A 25,098-nucleotide genomic window follows, 5' to 3' on the forward strand; every position below is an offset into this window, starting at 1 on the left:
GGGATCGGGATCGGGCAAGGATCAACACCACGCAGCCCGCCCCCACCTCAGCCCGCACGATCGCTGACATCCCGCGCGATCGCCAGAAAGCGATCCAGCTCGTCGCGGATGCGCTTCTTGTTGTACTTGCCGACGCTGGTCTTCGGGATGTCGCGCGTGATCGCCACCAGCTTGGGCAGCATCCATTTGGTGATGCGGCCGGTGTCGACGCCATGGGTCTTCAGGAAATCGATGACCGCGTATTCATCCGCCTCGAAGCCGGTGCGCACGCTGACCAGCGCCATCGGCCGTTCGCCCCAGACCGGATCGGGCACGCCCACCACGGTCGCCTCCTGCACGAAGTCGGCCATCGCGATCAGGTTTTCCAGCAGCACGGTCGGCACCATCTCGGCGCCGCTGCGGATCACGTCCTTGATGCGGTCCGCGATCGTGATGTAGCCGTGCGCATCGACCTTGGCCAGGTCGCCGGTATGCAGCCAGCCGCCGCGCCACAGCTCGGCGCTCTTCTCGGGATCGCGGAAATAGCGTTCGGTGGTCCACGGCGCGCGCACGACGATCTCGCCGACGGTCTGGTCGTCCTTCGGCACCGGCTTGCCGTCATCGTCCACCACCTCGACGTCGACGCCGAGGATCGGCAGGCCCGCCTTGACCAGCAGCGCATCGGTCTGCTCGCGGTCCAGGTCGACCAGGTCCTTCTTGATGAAGGAAGTGACGATGGTCGGGGCGGTTTCCGTCATGCCGTACCCGGAGCTCATCCGGAACGACGGGATCAGCGCTTCGAGCTTCTTCTTCAGGCCCAGCGGCAGCGCACCGCCGCCGACGTTGACGCGCACCAGGCTGCTCAGGTCGTATTTGTGCAGATCCGGGTATTCGAGCAGCATCGCCGCGATGGTGGCGACGATGCCGACCGAGGTCACCTTCTCGCGCTCGACCAGCTCGCAGAACCCCTGCACGGTGAAGGTGCCGTGCAGCACGATCTTCTGCGCGCTGTAGACCGCGATGAAGGGCGCGCCCCAGGCGTGGATATGGAACATCGGCGTGTTCAGCAGCGGCACCGCCGATTCGCCGAGCCGCACGCCAAGGCCGTCCTCGATGTCGATCGACGGCGTGTTGGCGATCGCCATCTGCGCCATCACGTGCACCGTCATCAGATACAGCTGGCGATGCGTGAAGGTCGCGCCCTTGGGCTGTCCGGTGGTGCCGGTGGTGTAGCACAGCGTCGCGTTGACGTCCTCGTGCAGGGCCGGCCAGTCGAACTGCTCTGGCTGCCGCGCCAGCAGATCCTCGTAGTGGATCAGGTTGGCGATGCGCGTCTCCGGCAGCCCGGGCTTGTCCGACAGATAGACGAAGCGCTGCACCACATCCTTGATATGGTCGTAGATGCCCTCGACCAGCGGCAGCAGCGCGTCGTCGAAGAACAGCACGCGGTCCTGCGCATGGCGGATGGTGTAGACGATGTGCTCGGGGGACAGCCGGACGTTGACCGGATGCAGCGTCGCGCCGACGCCGGGCACGCCGAAGTACAGCTCCAGGTGGCGGTGCGTGTTCAGCGCCATGGTGGCTATGCGGTCGCCCGGTTCGCGCGGAGTACCCGCCACGACGTCGAGTTCGGACGACAGCGCGTTGGCCAGCTGGCAGACGCGCCGATACCACTGGTCCCAGGTAAAGCGGAAGTACTCGCCGCTGAGGTGATTGCGGTAGACGACGCCGATCTGATCGGGATACATCCGCACCGGCCGCCGCATGATGGTGGTCAGCAGCAGCGGATAGTGGGTGCTGAACTCGGGATAGGTTCTGGCTTCCATCTCGTCTCCTGGTGTTTGTCTTTTGCCCTCTGCCCCAGCCCTTTCCCGCAGGCGGGAGAAGCAAGCAGACCGTGGGCAAAGCGTCGTCGTCCGGGCATCGGCGTACCCAAGCGTCAGAGCGTCAGCACGTCACGACGTCATGGGATCGCCCTGATTCGGCGGCAACGGGCCGGGCCGTCGTCGGGGGTCCTTCATCGCCAGCGCCATCGCGAACGCCAGGCACTTGACCGCGATGGCCAGCGCGAACACCAGCCAGAAGCGCACGCCCTGCGCCAGCATGCCGCCCAGCACCGGGCCGATCGCCATCATCGCGTAGGTGCCGGTGCCCGCGACGGCCAGCAGCATCGGCCGGTCCTTGCGTGCGCCGAATTCCATCACCAGGTTGTCGGCCGAGATGAAGAACCCGCCGAAGCCCGCGCCCAGCCCACAGAAGGCGAGCACGAACCAGCCCAGCGAGCCGCAGCACAGCAGCAGCGCGGTGGCGGCGATCCATAGCGCGATGCTGGCGAGGAACACGAGCCGATAGCCATAGCGGTCGGCCAGCCGGCCCCACAGCAGGTTGCTGGCGGTCTGCGCGAGCAGATAGGCCAGGCTCAGATAGCCCAGCGTCGCGCCGGACAGGTCGATATGCTGGCCGGCGTAGATCGCATAGAACGGCATCGCCATCATGCCCAGCGCCACCAGCGCGCGGGCGATGAAGAAGCGCACGAAGTCGGGCTGCGCCCGCAGCAAGGCCGGCACCTCGCGGATGCGGCGCCGAAAGCCGACCGGCAGGCGCACGTCCTGCAAGGCGGGCTCGCGCATGCCGGCCAGGGCGGAGATGCCGAGGCTGGTCAGCACGAAGGCGGCCAGGAAGGTCGCCGCATAGCCGTTGCCGAGCACGTCGTTGCCGACCAGATAGCGCCCGCCGAGCCAGGCCACCGCCGCCGCGGTCAGGCCGCCGAAGAAGTTGCGCAGCGCGCTGAGTCCGCCACGGCGATGCAGCGGAATGATCTTCGAGGTCAGGTATTGGAAGGCGACGTTCTGCACGCCGTTCAGCAGGCCGAACAGCAGCAGGAAGACGGCCGCCGCCGTCAGCGCCGCCGCACCAGACAGCCACAGCGCCGACAGCGCCAGCCCCAGCACCTGCAGCCGTACCAGCCAGCCGACGCGGTACAGCATCGGCATCACCTGTTGCCGATGCTCGATCAGCGTCGCGCCCCACAGCGACGACGCGGCCATGCCGGCGTACTGCGCCGACAGCACCAGGCCGACGGTCAGCTTCGAGCCGGACAGCAGGTAGAGATAGGCCGGCACGAAGGTCGGCGCGGTGACCAGCCGGAAGCCGGTCATGCCCAGCATGCCGTGCGCCAGGAAGGCCAGCGCATTGCGGCGGAAATGCCGCGACACATGGTCCAGATAGCCGCGCTCGGCATCGTCGTCCGCGTCGGCGGACTCGCGCGCGGACGACAGGGCCGGGCTCATGCCGACTCCCGCTCCGGGCGGATGCCGGCGCCCGCAGCCGCCGCGTATTGCTGCAACGCCTGGTCCAGCGCGACCGGCTCCAGCGACAGCAGCTCCATCACCGCGGCGAGCCACGGCGGGCGCTCGCAGCAGCAGACGGAGATGGGCGTATCGAGGTCGGAATGCTGCGACGCCAGCATCGCGAAGCTCGACGCATAGCTGGGCGGGCGGACGTCATTGGCCAGCTCCGCAATCGCAAACGGATCGGGCGGCGCCAACTGGTTCAGATCCGGCACCGGAATATAGGGGCTGCGCGCCGCGCCGCCGCCGCCGGACAGCCCGGGTCCGTCGCGCACGATGGCGCCGCGCACCTCGCCCGGACGCGCCCCGGCCAGCAGCAGCGCGACATAGCCGCCGATGCCGCGTCCGGCGACCGTGCAGGGGCCCAGATGCGCCAGCGCGATGTCGGCATCGGCCATCAGGAATTCACAGCTGTAGCCGCCGCCGCGCGGCAGGTCCGATTCACCATGGCCGGTGAAGTCGAGCGCATGGATCGGACCGGGCCAGCTCGCGTATTCGGCCGGCAGGGTAGTCGGCGAACGTTCGCCCAGCCCATGCAGCAACAGCAGCGGATGACCGCCGCCATCCTTGAGCCGATGCAGCGCGAGCCGCAGACGATGGTGGCGCAGGTAGTGGGGCGGGGACTGGCGCAGGGACTGGCGCGGGGACGGAATCGAGGACATGGTCATGCGCCGAAGAACTGAAGGATGCGGCGCGCCGTCTCCTGCGGCCGTTCGATATGGATGAAATGGCCGACGTCCTGCATGCGATGGACCTCGGTGGTGGCCGGGAAGAACGGCATCAGGTCGTCCGCGGTCGCGTCCCAGCCCATCGGTTCCTTCTCGGAGCCGAAGATCGCCAGCATCGGGATCGGAAAACCCGGCAGCCTGTCGGTCATCCAGCGCACCCGCATCGGTCCGAAGCCGCCCACGCCGATCGCGGGGTCCAGCTTCCAGCGCCAGCCGTGCTCGTCGCGGCGCGCGCCGTGCGAGGCGATGTAGCACAGCCATTCATGGCTCAGGCGCGGGTTCATCCGGGCGCGGCGCTGTGCCAGTTCCTCGAGCGTGCCGGGCCGGCGCTCGAGCTCGCCGCTGCGGCGGCGCGCATCGAGCCAGCGGGCGATGACGGGCCCGGTCAGCGAGGACTTGCGTTCGCGTACGGCGCTGTCGGCATGCGGGCTGCGGAACGGCAGGCCGTCGATCGAAGCAAAACGGATGAACCGGTGCGGCAGCGCCTGGATCGCCTGCACCAGCAGCGAGCCGCCCTTGCTGTGGCCGACCGCCAGGCAGGGCTCACGCGTGATCGAATCCGCCACCGCCAGCATGTCGCGCACATCGGCGACCCAGTTGTAGAGATCGGCGTGATCGGAATCGCCGTGGCCGCGATGGTCGTACGAGACCACGCGGTAGCCCGCATCGGCCAGCAGCGGCGCGAAGCCATCGAAGGTGCGGGCGAAATCGAGCGCGCCATGGACGAGCAGCAGCGGCGTGGCATCCGGCTCGCCCCATTCGTAGACGGCCAGCCGCAGGCCGCTGGCGTCGACCCAGCGGCGGCGGTTGGGCGCGCGCGCGCCGGGGAAGGTCCACACCGCTTCGTCGATCGAAGCCTCGCTGGTCTCCATGTCTCCACCTCGGCCGCTCCGGCGCATCGCGCCGTCGACCTGTTTCGTAACTCTGGTATGTTTCCGGCGATGCTAACACAGCGCTCTCGCTCCGCCATATTGCCTTTCAAACTGCACCGCATGGGGCATATTCGATATGCGCGCTCTGCATGGCCGATACCGTTTTCGTAAATAGCGTATTGACGGTGGCGAGCGCCCGCTTGTATAACGGCCCTGCGGCCCCGGATCGGCGCAGTCCGTATTCGGCGGCGCACGGTTCGAGCAAGGGGTTCAAGCAACGACCACGGCCCGCAGAGGCCGGCCACCGCGACAGGAGACCACCGTGGAAGACCTGGAGACGTTCCGGCAGCAGACACACGCCTGGCTGCAGGACAATTGCCCGCCCGAGATGCGGCAGCCGGTGCAGGACGACGAGGACATCTGCTGGGGCGGACGCAAGTTCCGCTTCCGCTCCGAGGCCCAGCGCCAATGGCTCGAACGGATGGCCGAGCGCGGCTGGACCGTGCCCGAATGGCCGCGCGAATACGGTGGCGGCGGCCTGAGCCGCGAACAGGCCAAGATCCTGCGCGAGGAAATGCAGCGGCTCGGCTGCCGGGTGCCGCTGCAGAGCTTCGGCATCTCGATGCTCGGGCCGGCGCTGCTCAAGTACGGCAGCGAGGCGCAGAAGCGCGAGCACCTGCCGAAGATCGCGCGCGGCGAGATCCGCTGGTGCCAGGGCTATTCCGAGCCGAACGCCGGCTCCGACCTGGCGGCGCTGCAGACCCGCGCCGAGGACCGTGGCGACCACTTCGTCGTCAACGGCCAGAAGATCTGGACCTCGTATGCCGACAAGGCCGACTGGATCTTCTGCCTGGTGCGCACCGATTTCTCCGCGCAGAAGCACACCGGCATCAGCTTCCTGCTGTTCGACATGGAGACGCCGGGCGTGACGACCCGCCCGATCGAGCTGATCTCCGGCAAGTCGCCGTTCTGCGAGACCTTCTTCGACGACGTCGTGGTGCCGCGCGACCAGCTGGTCGGCGAACTCAACGGTGGCTGGGAGATCGCCAAGTATCTGCTGACCCATGAGCGCGACATGATCAGCGCGATCGGCAGCCGGGGCTTCCGGCAGCCGCTGGGGCGGCACGCCGCCAACGCGATCGGCACCGATGCGGCCGGCCGGCTCGACGAGCCGATGCTGCGCGCGCAACTGGCCCGCTTCGAGATCGACGAGGCCGCGTTCGGTTTCGCCGGCGAACGGGTGCGCGACCTGGCGAAGCAAGGTGAAGGCATCGCGGCCTTCTCGTCGGTGCTCAAGTACTACGGCGCCGAGTTGAACAAGCGCCGCTACGAGCTCTTGATGTCGATCGGCGGCAGCGATGCGCTCGAATGGGAAAGCGAGCGCAGCCATCAGGGCGCTACCGCGCGCGCCTGGCTGCGCACCAAGGCCAATTCGATCGAGGGCGGCACCAGCGAGGGCCAGCTGAACATCGTCGCCAAGCGCATCCTGGGCCTGCCCGGCGCCTGACGCCACTGCCCCCTCCTTCCCTTCACCGGGCCGGGGCCGCGCGATCGCACGGCGCCCCGGCACCCTTCGCGGACATCGACATGGCCATCGTACTGAACGACACCCAGGACATGCTGCGCGACAGCGCGCTGACCTTCCTGCGCGAGAACGCACCGATCTCCGCGCTGCGCGCGATGCGCGACAGCGGCGATCCGACCGGCTTCTCGCGCGAGCTGTGGCAACGCTTTGCCGACCTCGGCCTGGCCGGCGTGCTGGTGCCCGAGGCCTACGGCGGCAGCGGGCTCGGCGTGGTGGAAGCCGGCGTCATCATGGAGGCGATCGGCCGCACGCTGGCGCCCTCGCCCTTCCTCTCCACCGCGGTAATCGGCGCCTCCCTGCTGACGCACTACGGCAGCGATGCACAACGCGACGCGCTGCTGCCCGCCATCGCATCCGGCCGGCACCTGACCGCGCTGGCGCTCGACGAGGCCGGCAAGCATCGCCCGTTCCGCCTGGCCACGCGCGCGACGCCGCATGCCGGCGGCTATCGCATCGACGGCACCAAGCAGCTGGTCGTCGACGGCCACGTCGCGGATACGCTGATCGTCGCGGCGCGCACCGGCGATGCCCGGGCGGGACAAGCCACCAATGCCGCCAACGCCGTCAATGCCGCCGGAGCCGACGACACGCAAGGCATCACGCTGCTGCTGGTGCCCCGCGCCACCCCGGGCGTGCGGATCGAACGCGTGGTATTGGCCGACGCCACGCAGGCCGCGCGCATCGTCTTCGAAGGCGTGCAGGTGCCCGCGGACGCCGTACTCGGCGCAGTCGACGGCGGCGGCGCCCTGCTCGAGCGCGCGCTCGACATCGGCCGCGCGGTGCTGTCCTCCGAGCTGCTCGGCATCGCGGACGAGGCCTTCGCCCGCACGCTGGCGTATCTGAAGGAGCGCCGCCAGTTCGGCAAGATCATCGGCGAATTCCAGGCGCTGCAGCACCGCGCCGCGCATCTGTTCACCGAACTGGAACTCACTCGCGCGATCGTGCTGCGCTGCCAGCAACGGCTCGACGAATCGGCGCCGGACGGCCCCGAGCCACTGGTGTCGGCCGCCAAGGCCCGCGCCGGCGAGACCGCGACGCTCGCGGTGCAGGAAGGCGTGCAGATGCACGGCGGCATCGGCATGACCGACGAGTTCGAGATCGGCTTCTTCATGAAGCGCGCACGCACCGCGCAGGAGTGGCTGGGCGACGCGAACTTCCACGCCGATCGCTGGGCCCGGCTGCGCGGCTACTAGCCGCCGCGGCGAGACAGCACGGGGCTGCGCCGCGGCCCGCCCCCGGGAAATTCACTAGAGCGCCCGGGGCGCTTCCGGGTTGTCATCGCTTCGAACGATGAGTATGCTGGGATCGCGATCGGCGCAAAGCCGGTCGCTGCATTGCCCCGCACAAAAACTGCATTCCGCGTGCCGAAATACCGCCACAGGCAATGACCTGTGGACGGAAACAGGAGACAGCATGGCCGGAGCATCAGCAGAAATCGTGTTACCGGTATCCCCGCCGGCATCGGCGCGCGCGGCCCGCCGCGCCACCTGTCACGCGAGGCGACCATGAGCGCCTACCTGATGCGCCGGCTGCTGGCGCTGCTGCCGACGCTGCTGTTCGCCAGCATCATCGTGTTCTCGATCGTGCGGCTGGTGCCGGGCGACGTGGTCGACCTGATGCTGAGCCAGAACGACATTAGCGCCGACGTGCGCAGCCGCGAGGAACTGATGCAGCTGCTCGGCCTCGACCGGCCGATGTGGGAGCAATACCTGCACTGGATCGGCAATATCGTGCTGCACGGCGATCTCGGCGTGTCGCTGTGGCAGGGCGAGCCGGTGCTGAAGATGGTGATGGCGCGCATTCCGGTGACGCTGTCGCTTGGCGCCATCGCGCTGGTGGTCGCGTTGTCGGTGGCGCTGCCGATCGGCGTGCTGTCGGCGATCCGGCAGGACAGCGCGGCCGACTACGTGGCGCGCTCGTTCTCGATCCTGATGCTGGCGGTGCCGAGCTTCTGGCTGGGCACGATGGTGATGGTGTTTCCGTCGGTCTGGTGGGGCTGGTCGCCCGAGGTTCGCTACGTGCCGTTCCGCGAAAACCCGCTGCAGCACATCGAGCAGATGCTGGTGCCGGCGATCGTGCTGGGCATGGCGCTGTCGGCGATCACGATGCGGATGACGCGCACGATGATGCTGGAGGTGCTGCGCCAGGACTATATCCGCACCGCCTGGGCAAAGGGGCTGAACGAACGGATGGTGATCCTGCGGCATGCGCTGCGCAACGCGCTGATTCCCGTGGTGACGCTGGTAGGCCTGCAGGCGCCGCTGCTGATCGGCGGCGCCGTCATCATCGAGCAGATCTTCGCGCTGCCCGGCATGGGCCTGCTGCTGCTCGACGCGGTGCATCAACGCGACTATCCGGTGATCACCGGCGTTTTCCTGGTGGTCGGCGTGGCGGTGATGCTGATCAATCTGCTGGTCGACCTCAGCTACGGCTTGTTCGATCCGAAAGTGAGGCATCGCTGATGGCACGTTCCGCGCCCCCCCTGACTCCTGTCGCGCCGACGGCGGCCGACGCCGCCGCGGCGACCGCGGCGGCTTCCGGAGCAACGGCGGCAGCAACCGCAGCAACGGCAACATCGGCGTCCGCCACGGCCCGCCACTGGCCCGGCTTCGGCCTGTTGCGCCGCCTGTTCCGCGACAAGCCGCTCGGCGCGGCAGGCGCGGTGATCTGCGCGATCTTCCTGTTCTGCGGTGTCTTCGCCGATGCGCTGGCGCCCTACGGCGTCAACGAGATCAACATGCTGCATCGCCTGCAGGCGCCGTCGTGGGCCCATCCCTTCGGCACCGACAACCTCGGCCGCGACATGCTGTCGCGCTGCCTGTACGGCGCGCAGCTGTCGGTGGTGATCGGCCTGTCGGCCGCGACGCTGGCCACCGCGGTGTCGGTGCTGCTCGGCATCCTGACCGGCTATCTCGGCGGCAAGTTCGACCTGGTGGCGCAGCGCTTCGTCGATGCGTGGATGAGCTTCCCCGACCTGGTGATCCTGATCGTGGTGGTGTCGGTGCTCGGCCCGGGCAGCTGGCAGATCGTGGTGACGCTGGGCCTGCTGCTCGGCATCGGCGGCTCGCGCATCGTGCGCAGCGCGGTCGTCTCGGTGCGCGAGAACATGTATGTGCACGCCGCGCAGTCGATGGGCGCGTCGACGCCGCGCATCCTGTGGCGCCACATCCTCCCCAACGTGCTGCCGCCGGTGATCGTGCTGTTCACCACCCGCGTCGGTACCGCGATCCTCGCCGAGTCGGGACTGTCCTTCCTCGGCCTGGGCGTGCCGCCGCCGGCGCCGACCTGGGGCGGCATGCTGTCGGGCGACGGCCGCACCTTCATGTTCCAGGGCCCGTGGCTGGCGCTGGCGCCCGGCGCCTGCCTGACCGTGGTCGTCTACGCGATCAACGTCTACGGCGACGCGCTGCGCGACCTGCTCGATCCGCGCATGCGGGGCACGCGGTAGCGACGGTGCCCGGCAACGCGGCAACCGGTACTGCAGCACCCGGTGCCACGGCAGCCGTGAACACGGCGCCCGGCAGCACGGCACGGACTCACCCCCTACAAGAACAGAGACAGGAGACAGCGATGATCGACAACGACAAGGCGGTCCACCGCACGGCGAAACGGGCAGCGGCCATCGCCGCGGCTGTCGCGTTGGCCGGGATGGCAGTGACCGCGGGCAGCGCCATCGCGCAGGCCGAGGCGCCGAAATACGGCGGCACCGTGGAGATCGGCTCTGTCTACCCGACCATCTCCGCCCTGTCGTGGGATCTCGCCGACTGGAACTGGAAGCAGAACTACGACACCGGCCAGATCTACGAGCATCTGTTCGCCGCCGACCTGAGCAAGGCCAAGCGCAACGGCGGCAAGTACGCCTTCCAGGCCGATGCCTGGCTGCCGGAGGACGCGATCCGCGGCGAGCTGGCCGAATCGTGGAAATGGACCGATCCGCTGACGCTCGAGGTCAAGCTGCGCAAGGGCGTCAAGTTCCCCGCCAAGCCCGGCGTGATGGAAGAGCGCGAACTGGTCGCCGAGGATGTGGTGTTCAGCTACAGCCGGCAGGAGGCCAGCGCAAAGAAGATCCCGACGTACTTCGATCACCTGAGCAAGGTCGAGGCGCGCGACAAGCACACGGTGGTGTTCCGCTTCAAGGAATTCAACGCCGAATGGGACTACCGCTTCGGCTGGGGCTACTACTCCGGGATCATGCCCAAGGAGGTGGCCACGGCCGGCGCCGCCAACTGGAAGAACGTCAACGGCACGGGCCCGTTCACGCTGACGCAGTTCGTGCAGGGCAACGCCAGCACCTACACGAAGAATCCGCAGTACTGGGACAGCGAGCGCATCGGCAACAAGGACTACAAGCTGCCCTTCGTCGACAAGGTGGTGCTGCGCACGATCAAGGACGAGGCCACGCGCAACACCATGCTGCGCACCGGCAAGCTCGACATCATGGAGGGCCTGCGCTGGACCGCGGTGGACGAACTCAAGCGCAGCGCGCCACAGCTGCAGTGGTCGCGCTGGCTGTCGTACACGGGCCAGTATCTGGCGCTGCGGGTCGACACCAAGCCGTTCAACGATATCCGCGTCCGGCGGGCGCTGAACATGGCGATCAACAAGCAGGAGATCGTCAAGCAGTACTACGGCGGCAACGCCGAGCTGTTCGCCTATCCCCAGCATCCGGACTATGTCGGTTACTACGAGCCGCTCAGCGCGATGCCGGACAACGTCAAGGAGCTGTTCACCTACAACCCGGACAAGGCACGCAAGCTGCTGGCCGAGGCCGGCTATCCGAAGGGCTTCACCTTCAAGGTGCAGGTGTGCGCCTGCAGCCCGGACCATATGGAGCTGCTGCCGCTGATCGCCGCCTACCTCGAACAGGTGGGCGTGCGCATCCAGATCCAGCCGATGGAGTACGGCGCCTTCCTGTCGGCGATGACGACCAAGACCAACGCGCCCGGCTACATGATGAACAACGGCCACACCAATCCGACCACGACGATCCGCAAGAGCTTCGTCAGCGGCCAGGTGTGGAACGCCTCGCAGTGGAACGATCCGAAGTTCGACAAGCGCGTCGAGGAAGCCTTCGAGCTGCGCGACGTCGGCAAGCGGCAGGAGGCGGTGCGCGCGCTGACGCGCGAGATCGTCGCGCAGGCGCCGTATATCTGGCTGCCGACGCAGTACGTCTATACGGCCTGGTGGCCGTGGGTCAAGAACTACGGCGGCGAACTGCGTGCCGGCGCGGTGCGGCCCGGACCGATCTACGCGCGGCTGTGGATCGATCAGGAGATGAAGAAGAAGATGGGCTTCTGAGCCCAAACCCGCCCAAGCCCGCACACGCCGCCGGCAGCTTTGCCCGATGCCGGCGCCAACCTCGCACCACCAGGAGCAAGCGATGACGCAGCCGATCCTGCAGGTCCGCGACCTGACCACGCGCTTTCGCACCGATCGCGGCGTGGTCACCGCGGTCGATCAGGTCTCCTTCGACGTGGCGCCCGGAGAGACGCTCGCCATCGTCGGCGAATCGGGCTCCGGCAAGAGCGTGACGGCGCTGTCGATCCTGGGGCTGATCCCGCGTCCGGCCGGCTCGATCGACGCCGGCGAGATCCTGTTCGACGGGCAGGACCTGCTCAAGCTCGACGCCGACGCGATGCGCGCGATCCGCGGCAATCGCATCGCGATGATCTTCCAGGAGCCGATGTCGTCGATGAATCCGGCGCTGACGATCGGCAAGCAGATCGCCGAGCCGATCCAGCTGCATCAGAAGCTGCCGTGGAAGACCGCGCTCGGCATGGCCGCCGAGCTGCTCGGCCAGGTGCAGATCCCCGAGCCGGCCAGCCGCCTCAATGCCTATCCGCACCAGTTCTCCGGCGGCATGCGGCAGCGCGCGATGATCGCCATGGCGCTCGCCTGCAAGCCGCAACTGATCATCGCCGACGAGCCGACCACCGCGCTCGACGTCACGGTGCAGGCGCAGATCCTCGATCTGCTGAAGGACCTGGCGCAGCGGCTCGGCACCGCGCTGATCCTGATCACGCACGATCTCGGCGTGGTGGCGCGCTACGCCGATCGCGTCGCGGTGATGTACGGCGGTCGCCTGGTCGAGATGGCTTCGGCCGACGACCTGTACCGCGAGCCGCGCCATCCGTACACGCGCGGGCTGATGGCCTGCGTGCCGCGGCTCGATGGCGATACCAGCCAGGCGCTGGTGCCGATCGAGGGCCAGCCGCCCGACCTGACCGCGCTCGGTCCCGGCTGCGCGTTCCAGCCGCGCTGCGCGCTGGCCCAGGCGCAATGCCGCGTCACGCGCCCTATGCTGCGGACCACCGGCGGCCGCGGCCTGTCCGTTCACCTGAATGCGTGCCACCTGCAGGAGACGCCATGACCGCCACCGCCGCGCTCGACACGCCCGCCATGAAGGACGCCGCCTTGAACGCCGGCGGCATGCCGCTCGCCGCCCCGGCTCCGGCGCCCAGCCCGCGCACCATCGGCCGCGAGATCCTGCGCGTGCAGGACCTGAAGGTGCATTTCCCCGTCACGCGCGGCGTGGTGTTCAAGCGCCAGGTCGGCTCGGTCAAGGCCGTCGACGGCGTCTCGTTCACGCTGCGGCAGGGCGAAACGCTGGGGCTGGTCGGCGAGAGCGGCTGCGGCAAGTCGACCACCGGCCTGGCGATCCTGAAGATGCTGGCCGCCAGCGGCGGGCGCATCGACTACGACGGCACCGACCTGGCCCGGATGACGCGCGCGCAGGAGAAGCATTTCCGCCGCAGCGTGCAGATGGTCTACCAGGACCCGTTCGGCTCGCTGAACCCGCGCATGAAGGTGCGCGATATCGTGGCCGAGCCGCTGGAGATCCATGGCATGGCCGGCGATCGCGCGGCCGTGCGGGTGCGCGTGGGCGAGCTGCTGGAGATGGTCGGGCTGCTGCCGTATATGGCCGACCGCTATCCGCACGAGTTCTCCGGCGGGCAACGCCAGCGCATCGGCATCGCCCGCGCGCTGGCGCTCAAGCCCGGCGTGATCGTCTGCGACGAGCCGGTGTCGGCGCTGGACGTCTCGATCCAGGCGCAGGTGGTCAACGTCTTCATGGACCTGCAGCGGCGGCTCGGGCTGTCGTATCTGTTCATCGCGCACGACCTGGCGGTGGTGCGCCATATCAGCGACCGCATCGCGGTGATGTACCTGGGCCGCATCGTCGAGATCGCCGATCGGGACGCGCTCTATGCGCAGCCGCGCCACCCCTATACGCAGGCGCTGCTGTCCGCGGTGCCGGTGGCCAATGTCCAGGCGGAACGGCAGCGCAAGCGCATCGTGCTGCGTGGCGAGGTCCCCAGCCCGATGCACCCGCCGTCGGGCTGCCGCTTTCATACGCGTTGCCCGGTGGCGATGGAGCGCTGCAAGTCGCAGGAGCCGGCGCTGCGCGACAGCGGCGACGGGCAGATGGTGGCCTGCCACCTGTATGACTGATCTTGACGGCTGATCTTGAAGGCCGGCCTTTACGGCTCGTCTTGACGGCTGGTCTGCCCGGTTGACCGAGCCGGCGGCGCCGATCGCCGCAGCACCGCTATGCCGCTACGCCGGCGACAGGATCCCCATCAGCAGCGGCCGCACGAACAGGTCGGCCGCGTTGTCGGCCGACGCATCGCGTACCCAGCGGCGCAGCTCGACCGCGGCGTTGATCATGCCGTTGATCTGCAGGGCGGCGATCGACTGGTCCAGCGGCCGGATCGATCCATCCTGCATGCCCTGCACCAGGAATCGTACGAAGCGCGCCGACAGCCGGTTCATCGTCAGCATCTTCTCCTTGCGCATTTCCTCGGGCAAGGCGCCATAGATCGTCAGCCGCAGCAGCGGCCCCTGGCTGGAGAACTGGTAGTGGACCAGCGCGCGCGTGGCCGCGCACAGCTTGTCCCAGCCGGTGCCCGCCCCGTTCTCGACCAGCGTCTGCGTGCTGCGTATCACATCGAACATCCGATCGAAGCAGGCGCCGATCAGGTCGTCCTTGTTCTCGTTGTGGTGGTAGAACGACCCCTTGGTCAGATTGAGCCGCGCCGAAATGCGGTCAGCCGACGCGCCCCGATAGCCCTGCTCGTTCAGCAGTTCGGTGGCGGCGCGCAGGAAGGCCTGCTGCGTGGTTTCCGGCTGGTCCAGGCAAGGCAGCAGCGCGGCGGTATCGAGCGTCGGCTGCCAGCGCGCCGCACGCGAGCCGATGCCGTGCAGCAGCAGATCGATCACCGACTCGGCGACCTTCGGATAGTCCTCGGGCTCGTAGCGCTCGATCCAGACCATCGCGCCCGTCGCCAGCGACAGCAGCAGGTGGGCGCGCGCGCTGAGCACGCTGCGCTCGGCCGCGTCCACCGGCGTGCGCTCGCGCAGCAGTTGGCGGATGCGGCGGAACATGTCGTTGTACGCGCTGAACGCGACCTCGGCATGGCTGTCCGGCAGCGTGCGGATCTCGCGGAAGCTCATCAGCTCCGGACGTTCTCCGGTGGCCGTCAGCGCGAGCCGCGCGAAGAACAAGCGGATGAAGCCCGCCACCCGCTCGCCCGGCGTGGGCAGCTCGCTCGCCTGCGCCGCGATGCCGACCATCTCGTCGATGGTCCGCAACAGGCAGGCGACCACCAGGTCTTCCTTCTTGCGGTAGTAGTAGGTGATGCTGTTGGTGCTCAGGCCCACGTCCTGCGCGACATCCGACAGCGTGGTGCCGCGCACGCCCTTGCGATTGAAGCGCATCGCGGCCGCATCGAGAATGGTCTCGCGCTTCTCGACATAGCGGCGCGTCGGGCGGGCTTCGACAGGGTCCTTGAGCATGGAGGGGAGCGTTGGGCAGTCGATCGGTCGGCGGATTATAGCGGGCGGGTGGCGGCCACCCTGACGCCTCATGCCATCGCCTTGCCCCCACGAAACCCATCCCGCAGTTCGCGCTTGAGCACCTTGCCGATCGCGCTGCGCGGCAGCTGCGCGCACAGCTCCAGCGCGGCAAGCCGCTGGGTCTTGCCGACCTGCGCATTGACCCATTCGCGCAGCGCCTCGGCATCGACGTCCGCGCCCTGGCGCAACACCACGAAGGCCACCGGCGTCTCGCCCCAGCTCTGCGACGGCACGCCGACGACCGCGCATTCGACCACGTCCGCATGCTGCTGCAGCACCGCTTCGAGGTCGCTCGGATAGATGTTGAAGCCGCCGCTGATGATCATGTCCTTCTTGCGGTCCATCAGCGTCAGGAAGCCGTCCTCGTCGAAGCGGCCGACGTCGCCCGTGCGGATAAAGCGCTTGCCGGTGGCGTCATACCACTCCGCGGCGGCGGTCTTGTCGGGCTGCTTGTGATAGCCCGCCATGATGGTGTTCGAATGCCCCACCACCTCGCCGATCTGGCCGACCGGCACCTCGTTGCCGTCGTCGTCGATCAGCCGGATGTCGTGCCCTTCCATCGGCTTGCCGACGGTATGGAGCTTGTCCGGAAACTCGTGGGCGGCCAGCACGCAACTGCCGCCGCCTTCGGTCATGCCGTAGTACTCGACCAGTCCACCCGGCCAGCGGCGCAGAATGTCGGCCTTCAGCGCCGCGCCGAGCGGGGCGCTGGTCGAGAACTTCATCCGGAACGACGACAGGTCGTAGCGATCGAAATCCTCCCTGGCCAGCAGCCGCTGGTATTGCACCGGGACCAGCATCGCGTGCGTGACGCGGTGCCGCTCGGCCAGTTCGAGATAGCGTTGCGCATCGAACTTCGGCATCAGCACCACGGTGCCGCCGAGCGCCAGCGTCGGAATGAAGCTGACCAGCGTGGTGTTCGAATACAGCGGCGTGGCGATCAGCGTCACCGCGTCGGGCCCGTAGCCGCCGCTCTCGTGCGTGCGGCGGATCTGGTTCCAGCGCAGCGCGTGGTCGTGCACGATGCCCTTGGGCGCGCCCGTGGTGCCGGACGAATAGATGATGTTGAAGACCTGCCCCTCGCGCAGCGGCGTCTCGCGCGGCCGGCTGCCGGCCGGCGCCAGCCAGTCGGCGAAGGCCTTGCCGGTCTGCGCGCCGCCCAGTCCGATGCGCGGCACCGTGGCTTCGATGCCGGCGCCCTGCAGGGCGTCGAGCACCGGCGCGTCGACGAACAGCAGCCTCGCATCCGAATCGGCGATCATGCCGGCCAGTGCCTGCGGGGTCGACGACGGTGCCAGCGGTGCGATCGCGACGCCGGCGCGCAGCCCGCCCAGGAACACCGCCGCGTACTCGATCGACGCGGCGGCGCAGATCGCCAGCGCATCGCCCGGCTGCAGGCCATCGCGCTGCAGGGCCGCCGCGACGCGGTCGACCAGTTCGTCGAACTCGCGATACGACAGGCTGGCGCGATCGTCGATGACGGCGGGATGCGCGGGACGGGCGTTGGCGTGGGCACGGACGCAGTCGGCGAGATTGCCGAGCGGCTGGTCCAGCAGGGACGCGATCTGCATGGCGGGAAGTCTCCGTGATGGGGCCGGCCCGATGCATGCGCCATGGCGAGGCGCAACCACGCAAGGCACGCGAATCTGGCCGACCTCTTTTTCTAATTCGGTCAGCGCTCATTGTAAGCGCTACATCTATCCCGTGCAGTTATCGGTTCCACGAGTATACGGCCCCATACCGTAACAACGAATCGGGGTATGGACCACCTCGATCGGCTCGATTGGCTCGATCGCTCGATCGGCTTGCTCAACTCGACGACGCGGCCTGCCCCCGCCGTGCCGCCTCGATCGTGGCGATGTCGATCTTCTTCATCGTCATCATCGCGTCGAAGGCGCGCTTGGCCGCCGCGCGATCGGAACTCGTCACCGCATCGAGCAGCGCCCGCGGGGTGATCTGCCACGACAGGCCCCAGCGGTCCTTGCACCAGCCGCATTCGCTTTCCTGGCCGCCATTCGAGACGATCGCGTTCCACAGGCGGTCGGTCTCGGCCTGGTCCTCGGTCCTGACCAGGAAGGAGAAGGATTCGTTGTGCTTGAAATGCGGGCCACCATTCAGCCCTACGCAAGGGATGCCGATCACGGTGAACTCGACCATCAGGACATTGCCCTCCTTGCCGTCGGGATAGTCGCCCGGCGCACGGTGGACGGCGCCGACAGCGCTGTCGGGAAAGGTCTGGGCATAGAAGTTGGCGGCGTCGAGCGCGTCGCCGTCGTACCACAGACAGATGGTGTTCTTGCTGGTCATTTCGCGTCTCCTGGAGAAATGGGCGCCGGCATCGGGCCCGACATCGGCACGAATTAGCCTATACCCATTTCCGCCGATCGGAGACGCCGGACGGAAGATGTCCGCGCGGAGGTGTCCGCCCGGAGGTGTCCGCCCGGAGGTATCCACCCGGAGATGTTCGCCCGGAGATGTCCGCCGGGAGACGTCCGCCGGGAGACGTCCGCCGGGAGGCGTACGGCGGCAGACGTACGGCGGGGGATGCCCGCCGCCCGGCGCTACTTGATCCGCTGCTTCTCCAGCTTGCGCGCCAGCGTGCGGCGGTGCATGCCGAGCCGGCGCGCCGCCTCGGAGATATTGAAGCCGGTGGCGGCCAGCGTCTCGTGGATGTGCTCCCACTCGAGCGTCTTGATCGAGGTGGGACGGCCGGTGACCTCGACGTCCACATCGCCGGTGGCGCGCTCGAAGGCGGCCTCGATGTCGTCGGTGGTCGACGGCTTGGCCAGATAGTGGCAGGCGCCGAGCTTGACCGCCTCGACCGCGGTGGCAATGCTGGCGTAGCCGGTCAGCACCACGATCAGCATGTCCGCATCGTGCGCATGCAGCGCCTGCACGCAGGCCAGGCCCGAGGCCTCGCCCTTGAGCTTCAGGTCCACCACCGCATAGCCCGGCGAATGCTCCTTCAGCAGTTCGTTCATCCCTTCGAGGCTGGTCGCATGCAGGACCTGATAGCCGCGCCGCTCGAACGAGCGGCGCAACGTGCGGGCGAAGGCCGCATCGTCCTCGACGATCATCAGCACGCGACCGGCCTCGGCCTGCGGCTGGGTGGTCTGGGTCGATTGATCGGCCGCAGCAGTGCCGCGCTCGGGATCATTGGGCTGCATCTTCGGCCTCCTCTTCCAGCGTGATTGCCGCCAGCGGCAGCTTCATCGTCACCATCGCGCCGCCTTGCGGACGGTTGTGCGCGGCCACGCTGCCGCCGAGCGTGCGGGCGACATTGACGACCAGGAACAGCCCCAGTCCGCCGCCCGGCCGGCCCTTGCTCGACTGATAGGGCTTGCCCAGCCGCTCGAGCATCTGCGGCGCGAAACCGGGGCCTTCGTCGAGCACCGACAGCACCAGCGTATCATCCTCGCGCCGCACGTCGAGGCCGACCCAGCGCGGCGAGGCCTCCAGCGCGTTGTCGAGCACGTTGCAGACCATCTGCTTGATGGCCGAGTCCGACAGGATCGGCAGGTCCTGGCCAAAGCGGTATTCGTAGGAGAACTCGCCGACCGGCCGCGTCGCGCGCCATTCGGCGACCAGATCGTCGACGAAGCGGCGCACCGTGGTTTCGGTCAGTGCCTCGCCGCGCGCCTCGCCCGCCGACAACAGGATGCCGCTGACGATGGACTTGCAGCGCTGCACCTGGGTCTGCATCTCGCCGAGTTCCTGCAGCAGTTCCGGGTCCTTCGAGAACGGTTCCATGCGGCGCCAGTCGGACAGGATCACCGCCAGCGTGGCCAGCGGCGTGCCCAGTTCATGCGCGGCGCCGGAGGCCAGCAGGCCCATGCGGACGATATGTTCTTCCTCGGCGGCGCGCTGGCGCAGGTCGGCCAGATGCTCGTCGCGGGCGCGCAGATTGCGCATGATCCGCGTGATGAAGACCACCAGCAGGGCCGCGTTCAGCACGAAGCAGATCAGCATGCCCTGGATATAGAGGCTGGCGAGCCCCTGCTCGTGATCCGGCGGCAGCGCCAGCGGCTTGCCGACCAGCGCCAGGCCCGCGAAGCACGAGGCGGTGACCACCACGATCACCCAGATCGACCACGCCTGCAGCAGCACCGCGCCGAGGATCACCTGCAGCAGGTAGAGGAAGACAAAGGGATTGGAGGCGCCGCCGCTCAGGTACAGCAGCGCGGTCAGCATGCCGATATCGACCAGCAGCGAGACGAACAGCTGCGTCTGCGAGACCTCGGCGACGAAACGCAGCCGCAGCAGGCTCAGCGCGTTGAAGGCGATCAGGCCGAGCAGCACCGCCAGCATCTGGTTGACCGGCAGCGGCACGTCGAGGCCGAAATGCACCACGCTGATGGTGGCGACCTGGCCGAGCACCGCGATCCAGCGCAGCTCGATCAGCTGCTCCATGTTCTTGCGGGCGGTCGCGTCGAGCGCGCGCTCGCCCCGCCGCTCGGGGGCCGGGGCGCCCTTGGCGGCGGACAGCGCGGCGCTCGCGGGCTTCGGAGGGGAATCGGTGGAAAGAGGCATCAATCAGGGTCGAAGCAGGATGGCGCCGGGGCTCGAAGCGAGCCGCCGCGGCGCGGGCCGTGGCACGCCGTACATGCCAGACATGTCAGACATGCCGGACGTGCGGGGCAAGCCCGGCGGACCGGCATGCCCCGCATTGTCCCTCATCGGCCGCGGCGCAGCCGAAGTTCCTCGCGGCCGACGTACCAGGCGGCGCCCAGCACCATCAGCGCCAGCCCGTACCAGGTCAGCGCGTAGACCAGATGGCTGTTGTGAAAAGTCACCACGGTCAGCCCGCCGACCGGCCAGCGGCGCGGCGCGCCCGACGCGCCGAACGCCTCCTGCGGGCCGGCGTCGGCATCGATGAAGTAAGGCGCGACCCGTTCGAGCCCGCGCGCGGCGGCGATCGCCTGCACATCGCGGGAATACCACCGATCGGCGGCCGGATCGTTGCGGCGCAGGAAGCCGCCGCCGGTCTGGCTGATGCGCAGCAGGCCGGTGACCGTGGTCTCGCCGGACGGCTCGTCCTTGGCGCGGCTCTCGCGCGAGCGGAATTCGGGCGGCACGAAGCCGCGGTTGATCAGCACGACGGTGCCGTCGCGCATGCGCATCGGCGTCATCACCCAGAAGCCGCCGCCGAACGCGGTGGTGGCCTGCACCAGCGTCTCGCGATCGTGCAGGAAGGTGCCCGTCACGCGCACATGCCGGTATTCGTCGGCCGCGGCGCTGACCAGCGGCCAGCGCTCGGGCGCCGGCGCGTCCACCGGCGGCGCATGCACGCGCGACTCGACGCGTTCGATCAGGTCGAGCTTCCAGGCGCGGCGCTCGACCTGCCAGGTGCCCAATGCAAACAGCCCGGCGAAAGCCAGTACCGCCAGCAGCGCCAGCACCGCGAGGGCGGCCGGGCTGCGGGGAACGGGCTTGCGATCCGGGCTGTGGTTTGCGGGACGAGGCGTGGTCAAGGCATCGACTTCATGTCGTGCGTCATCACCGGCATCATATTCGTGTTCATGTGATACATGACCCAAAGCGAGCCGGCAAGCGTGATGACGACCAGCACGATCGTGAAGATCAGCGCCAGCATGTTCCAGCCACCTTCCGACTTGGTGTTCATGTGCAGGAAGTAGATCATGTGGACCACGATCTGCACGGCGGCGAAGCCGAGAATCACCAGCGCGGTGGTGTTCTGGTTGTCGATGACCTTGCCCATCACCAGCCAGAACGGGATCGCCGTCAGGATCACCGACAGCACGAAGCCGATCACATAGCTCTTCAGGGTGCCATGCGCGGCGCCGTCGTCGTGATCGTGGTGATCGTCGTGGCCATGGCCGTGATCGCCGTGATGGCCGTGGCCGCCCTGGTCGGCCAGGTTCGAGAACGAATAGTCGTGGGCGCTCATACCATCACTCCCATCAGATAGACGAAGGTAAACACGCCGATCCAGACCACATCCAGAAAGTGCCAGAACAGCGACAGGCACATCAGGCGGCGCTTGTTGGCCGCGATCAAGCCGTGCTTGTTCAGCTGGAACATCAGCGTGATCAGCCAGATGATGCCGAAGGTCACGTGCAGGCCGTGGGTGCCGACCAGCGTGAAGAACGAGGACAGGAACGCGCTGCGCTGCGGCACCGCGCCTTCGTGGATCAGGTGCGAGAACTCGTACAGTTCCAGGCCGACGAAGGCCGCGCCCAGCAGGCCGGTGATGGCCAGCCACACCATCGTGCCCTTGAGCTTGTTGCGCTGCATCTCCAGCATCGCGAAGCCGTAGGTGATCGACGACAGCAGCAGCATCGACGTGTTCAGCGCCACCAGCGGCAGGTCGAACAGGTCGGCGCCCGACGGGCCGGCCGCATAGCTGCGGCCCAGCACGCCGTGCACGGCGAACAGGCAGGCGAAGATGAGGCAGTCGCTCATCAGGTACAGCCAGAAGCCCAGCATCGTCCCGTTCTGCGGGTGATGCTCGGTCGGCAGGTAGAAGCGCAGCTCGTTGGAGCCGCCGCGGACCGGCGCGCCGCTGGCGCCGGCCGGTTGGGTTGCGATGGTGTCAAGCATGTTGTGCAAGCAGGCGGGTGCGTTCTTCCTCGGTGCGGACGACGTGCTCCGCCGGGATGTAGTAGTCACGCTGGTAGTTGAAGGTGTGGCCGATCGCGACCGCCAGCAGGGCGACGAACGCGACGGCGGCCGGCAGCCACATATGCCAGATCAGCGCAAAGCCCAGCACCGTCGACAGGCCGGCGAGGATGATGCCCGCACCGGTGTTCTTCGGCATGTGGATCGGCAGGAAGCCCTTCTGCGGACGCTCGTAGCCGCGGTCCTTCATCTGCCACCAGGCGTCGTTGTCGTGCACCACGGGCGTGAACGCGAAGTTGTACGCGGGCGGCGGCGACGAGGTCGACCATTCCAGCGTGCGGCCATCCCACGGATCGCCGGTCACGTCGCGCAGCTGGGCACGGCGCTTGAAGCTGACCACCAGCTGGATCACGAAGGCGGCGATGCCGATCGCGATCAGGAACGCACCGACGGCGGCGACCTGGAACCAGATCTGCAGCGACGGATCGGTGAAGTGGCTGACGCGGCGGGTCACGCCCATCAGGCCCAGCACGTACAGCGGCATGAACGCGGCATAGAAGCCGACCAGCCAGAACCAGAACGAGACCTTGCCCCAGAAATCGTCGAGCTTGAAGCCGAACGCCTTCGGGAACCAGTAGTTGATGCCGGCGAACAGGCCGAACAGCACGCCACCGATGATCACGTTGTGGAAGTGGGCGATCAGGAACAGGCTGTTATGCAGCACGAAGTCGGCGGGCGGCACGGCGAGCAGCACGCCGGTCATGCCACCGATCACGAAGGTGACCATGAAGCCCACGGTCCACAGCATCGGCACTTCGAAGCGGATGCGGCCGCGGTACATCGTGAACAGCCAGTTGAAGATCTTCGCCCCGGTCGGGATCGAGATGATCATCGTCGTGATGCCGAAGAACGAGTTGACGCTGGCACCCGAACCCATCGTGAAGAAGTGGTGCAGCCAGACCAGGTACGACAGCACCGTGATCACGACCGTCGCGTAGACCATCGACGCATAGCCGAACAGGCGCTTGCGGCAGAAGGTCGACACCACTTCCGAGAAGATGCCGAACGCCGGCAGGATCAGGATGTACACCTCGGGGTGGCCCCAGATCCAGATCAGGTTCACGTACATCATCGGGTTGCCGCCGAAGTCGTTCGTGAAGAAGTTGGTGCCGACGTAGCGGTCCAGCGACAGCAGCGCGAGCACGGCCGTCAGCACCGGGAAGGCGGCGACGATCAGCACGTTGGTGCACAGCGAGGTCCAGGTGAAGACCGGCATCTTCATCATGCTCATGCCCGGGGCGCGCATCTTGACGATGGTCACCAGCAGGTTGACGCCTGACAGCAAGGTACCGATGCCCGCTATCTGCAAGGCCCAGATGTAGTAATCCACCCCCACGTCCGGACTCTGCAGGATGCCCGACAGCGGCGGATAGGCCAGCCAGCCCGTCTTGGCGAATTCGCCGACGAACAGCGACACCATCACCAGCACGGCGCCGGCGGTGGTCATCCAGAAGCTGAAGTTGTTCAGGAACGGGAAGGCCACGTCGCGCGCGCCGATCTGCAGCGGCACCACGTAGTTCATCAGGCCCGTGACCAGCGGCATCGCGACGAAGAAGATCATGATCACGCCGTGGGCGGTGAAGATCTGGTCGTAGTGATGCGGTGGCAGGTAGCCCATGTTGTCGCCGAAGGCGATCGCCTGCTGCAGACGCATCATGATCGCGTCGGCAAAGCCGCGCAGCAGCATCACCAGGCCGAGCACCATGTACATGATGCCGATCTTCTTGTGATCGATGCTGGTGAACCACTCGTGCCACAGGTAGCCCCAGGCGCGGAAATAGGTCAGCGCGCCGACGAGCGTCAGCCCGCCGAGCACGACCGCCGCGAAGGTGGCGATCAGGATGGGCTCGTGCAGCGGAATCGCCTCCCAGGAGAGACGGCCGAAAATGAGCTTGGTGAGGTCGAAACTGTCAAGCATGCTGGTCAACGCCGGCTACAGCGCGTTGTGTGAGGGGTAGCTGGGGAAGCGTCACGGCGGCGGATTCGCCGGCCGGCGCAAAGGTGGACGCCGCCGGGCCGAAGGCACCGGAGCCGTCCGGATCGGCGACCGTGCACATGCCGCCGACATAGCTGCGCACCGGCGCATCCTGCAGGCCAAGGCGCGCGCGCGTGGCGGGGTCGAGCGTGGCGACGTTGAAGGCGCCGGGCTTGCCCTGGCCGCCCTGCTCGTCGATCGCCATCATTTCGTTCATGCACATCCGGTTCGCTTCGACGCAGCGGTTCAGGATCTTGTCGTACAGGCCCTTGTCGACGCTGGCGTAGTAGCGCACCGGCTCGCGTTCGCTCGGCTGCTCCAGCTTCAGGTAGTCCTCCCGGGTCAGGGTCTGGCCGCTGGCCTTGGCCTTGGCGATCCACTGCTCGAAGCCCTGCTCGTCCAGGCCGTGGAACTTGAAGCGCATGCCGGAGAAGCCCGCGCCGCTGTAGTTGGCCGACAGGCCCTCGTATTCGCCAGGCTTGTTGATGACCGCATGCAGCTTGGTCTCCATGCCCGGCATCGCGTAGATCTGCCCTGCCAGCGCCGGCACGAAGAACGAGTTCATGACGGTCGAGGCGGTGATCTTGAACTGGATCGGACGGTCGACCGGCGCCGCCATTTCATTGACGGTGGCGATGCCGTGCTCCGGATAGAAGAACAGCCACTTCCAGTCCAGCGCCACGACTTCCACCGTCAATGGCTTGACGTTGGTCGGCAGCGAACGCTTGGCGTCGATCCGCTCCAGCGGCCGGTACGGGTCCAGCGCATGGGTGCTGACCCAGGTGATCGCGCCCAGCGCGATGATGATCAGCAGCGGCGCCGACCAGATCACCAGTTCCAGCACCGTGGAATGGTCCCAGTCGGGCGAGTAGGGGGCGTCCTTGTTCGACGCCCGATACCGCCAGGCGAAGAACAGCGTCAGCGCGATCACCGGGACGATGATCAGCAGCATCAGCGCCGTGGAGATGTATATTAGGTTACGTTGCTGTACCGCAATGTCACCCGAAGGAGACAACAACACAGCATTACAACCTGTCAATAGGGTAATGGCGGGCAGCAAAATCAACCCGCGAATGGTATTAATGAGGGGCATTGCCGGCAGAGGAAATAGCGT

General features: G+C 67.6%; 21 protein-coding genes. 7 read left to right on the plus strand and 14 right to left on the minus strand.

Annotated features, from left to right (window positions below; translation table 11 throughout):
- Positions 1-47 precede the first annotated feature (47 nt).
- From K7G19_RS22440 to K7G19_RS22455, 4 genes are all read right to left on the minus strand, one after another.
- Positions 48-1,805 (minus strand): long-chain-fatty-acid--CoA ligase, encoded by a 1,758-nt coding sequence (locus K7G19_RS22440; protein WP_149319592.1) that lies wholly within the window; start codon positions 1,803-1,805, stop codon positions 48-50.
- Positions 1,806-1,934: 129 nt separating this feature from the next.
- Complete coding sequence (locus tag K7G19_RS22445; RefSeq protein ID WP_226109230.1) at positions 1,935-3,269, minus strand: MFS transporter; 1,335 nt, start codon at positions 3,267-3,269, stop codon at positions 1,935-1,937.
- The gene (locus K7G19_RS22450) at positions 3,266-3,991 is read right to left on the minus strand and encodes an alpha/beta fold hydrolase (protein WP_226109232.1); all 726 of its coding nucleotides are present in this window, start codon (positions 3,989-3,991) and stop codon (positions 3,266-3,268) included. Before K7G19_RS22450 ends, K7G19_RS22445 begins: the two co-directional genes overlap by 4 nt.
- A gap of 2 nt (positions 3,992-3,993) precedes the next feature.
- Positions 3,994-4,929, minus strand: a complete 936-nt coding sequence (locus K7G19_RS22455; protein ID WP_226109234.1) for an alpha/beta fold hydrolase — start codon at positions 4,927-4,929, stop codon at positions 3,994-3,996.
- Between the two features lie 322 nt (positions 4,930-5,251).
- Between K7G19_RS22455 and K7G19_RS22460 the strand changes: the two genes are divergently transcribed.
- From K7G19_RS22460 to K7G19_RS22490, 7 genes are all read left to right on the plus strand, one after another.
- Entirely contained in the window at positions 5,252-6,436 is a 1,185-nt protein-coding gene (locus K7G19_RS22460) for an acyl-CoA dehydrogenase family protein (protein ID WP_226109236.1), read from the plus strand.
- A gap of 80 nt (positions 6,437-6,516) precedes the next feature.
- The gene (locus K7G19_RS22465; protein ID WP_226109239.1) at positions 6,517-7,707 is read left to right on the plus strand and encodes an acyl-CoA dehydrogenase family protein; all 1,191 of its coding nucleotides are present in this window, start codon (positions 6,517-6,519) and stop codon (positions 7,705-7,707) included.
- A 312-nt stretch (positions 7,708-8,019) separates the two neighbouring features.
- Complete coding sequence (locus K7G19_RS22470) at positions 8,020-8,976, plus strand: ABC transporter permease (protein ID WP_149319586.1); 957 nt, start codon at positions 8,020-8,022, stop codon at positions 8,974-8,976.
- 152 nt (positions 8,977-9,128) lie between these two features.
- The gene (locus tag K7G19_RS22475; protein WP_370639591.1) at positions 9,129-9,962 is read left to right on the plus strand and encodes an ABC transporter permease; all 834 of its coding nucleotides are present in this window, start codon (positions 9,129-9,131) and stop codon (positions 9,960-9,962) included.
- 122 nt (positions 9,963-10,084) lie between these two features.
- Positions 10,085-11,812, plus strand: a complete 1,728-nt coding sequence (locus tag K7G19_RS22480; RefSeq protein WP_226109243.1) for an ABC transporter substrate-binding protein — start codon at positions 10,085-10,087, stop codon at positions 11,810-11,812.
- Between the two features lie 82 nt (positions 11,813-11,894).
- The gene (locus K7G19_RS22485; RefSeq protein ID WP_226109245.1) at positions 11,895-12,884 is read left to right on the plus strand and encodes an ABC transporter ATP-binding protein; all 990 of its coding nucleotides are present in this window, start codon (positions 11,895-11,897) and stop codon (positions 12,882-12,884) included.
- Between the two features lie 59 nt (positions 12,885-12,943).
- Positions 12,944-13,966 (plus strand): dipeptide ABC transporter ATP-binding protein, encoded by a 1,023-nt coding sequence (locus tag K7G19_RS22490; protein WP_226109404.1) that lies wholly within the window; start codon positions 12,944-12,946, stop codon positions 13,964-13,966.
- Positions 13,967-14,071: 105 nt separating this feature from the next.
- Here the strand turns inward: K7G19_RS22490 and K7G19_RS22495 are convergent, their stop codons facing one another.
- From K7G19_RS22495 to cyoA, 10 genes are all read right to left on the minus strand, one after another.
- A complete protein-coding gene (locus tag K7G19_RS22495) occupies positions 14,072-15,310 on the minus strand; it encodes a TetR/AcrR family transcriptional regulator (RefSeq protein WP_226109248.1) in 1,239 nt (412 codons plus the stop codon).
- 68 nt (positions 15,311-15,378) lie between these two features.
- Positions 15,379-16,941 carry a class I adenylate-forming enzyme family protein gene (locus K7G19_RS22500; RefSeq protein ID WP_226109250.1) on the minus strand — a complete coding sequence of 521 codons (1,563 nt, stop codon included), beginning with the start codon at positions 16,939-16,941 and terminating at the stop codon, positions 15,379-15,381.
- A 238-nt stretch (positions 16,942-17,179) separates the two neighbouring features.
- Positions 17,180-17,677 carry a VOC family protein gene (locus K7G19_RS22505; RefSeq protein ID WP_226109252.1) on the minus strand — a complete coding sequence of 166 codons (498 nt, stop codon included), beginning with the start codon at positions 17,675-17,677 and terminating at the stop codon, positions 17,180-17,182.
- Positions 17,678-17,931: 254 nt separating this feature from the next.
- Positions 17,932-18,447 carry a response regulator transcription factor gene (locus K7G19_RS22510; RefSeq protein ID WP_043440636.1) on the minus strand — a complete coding sequence of 172 codons (516 nt, stop codon included), beginning with the start codon at positions 18,445-18,447 and terminating at the stop codon, positions 17,932-17,934.
- Between the two features lie 76 nt (positions 18,448-18,523).
- Positions 18,524-19,900, minus strand: coding sequence for an ATP-binding protein (locus K7G19_RS22515; protein ID WP_226109254.1), 1,377 nt, complete (start codon positions 19,898-19,900; stop codon positions 18,524-18,526).
- Positions 19,901-20,043: 143 nt separating this feature from the next.
- Positions 20,044-20,841, minus strand: a complete 798-nt coding sequence (locus K7G19_RS22520) for an SURF1 family protein (RefSeq protein ID WP_304524175.1) — start codon at positions 20,839-20,841, stop codon at positions 20,044-20,046.
- The gene (cyoD, locus tag K7G19_RS22525) at positions 20,838-21,278 is read right to left on the minus strand and encodes a cytochrome o ubiquinol oxidase subunit IV (RefSeq protein WP_149319580.1); all 441 of its coding nucleotides are present in this window, start codon (positions 21,276-21,278) and stop codon (positions 20,838-20,840) included. The genes K7G19_RS22520 and cyoD overlap by 4 nt, the downstream gene beginning before the upstream one ends.
- Entirely contained in the window at positions 21,275-21,931 is a 657-nt protein-coding gene (gene cyoC, locus K7G19_RS22530; protein WP_006577860.1) for a cytochrome o ubiquinol oxidase subunit III, read from the minus strand. Before cyoC ends, cyoD begins: the two co-directional genes overlap by 4 nt.
- On the minus strand, positions 21,924-23,927 hold the full coding sequence (cyoB, locus tag K7G19_RS22535; protein WP_150082253.1) for a cytochrome o ubiquinol oxidase subunit I: 2,004 nt from the start codon (positions 23,925-23,927) through the stop codon (positions 21,924-21,926). Before cyoB ends, cyoC begins: the two co-directional genes overlap by 8 nt.
- Positions 23,920-25,077 carry a ubiquinol oxidase subunit II gene (gene cyoA, locus K7G19_RS22540; RefSeq protein ID WP_226109256.1) on the minus strand — a complete coding sequence of 386 codons (1,158 nt, stop codon included), beginning with the start codon at positions 25,075-25,077 and terminating at the stop codon, positions 23,920-23,922. Before cyoA ends, cyoB begins: the two co-directional genes overlap by 8 nt.
- Between the last annotated feature and the right edge of the window lie 21 nt (positions 25,078-25,098).

Source organism: Cupriavidus sp. DB3 (assembly GCF_020418465.1).
Classification (GTDB): Bacteria; Pseudomonadota; Gammaproteobacteria; order Burkholderiales; family Burkholderiaceae; genus Cupriavidus; species Cupriavidus cauae.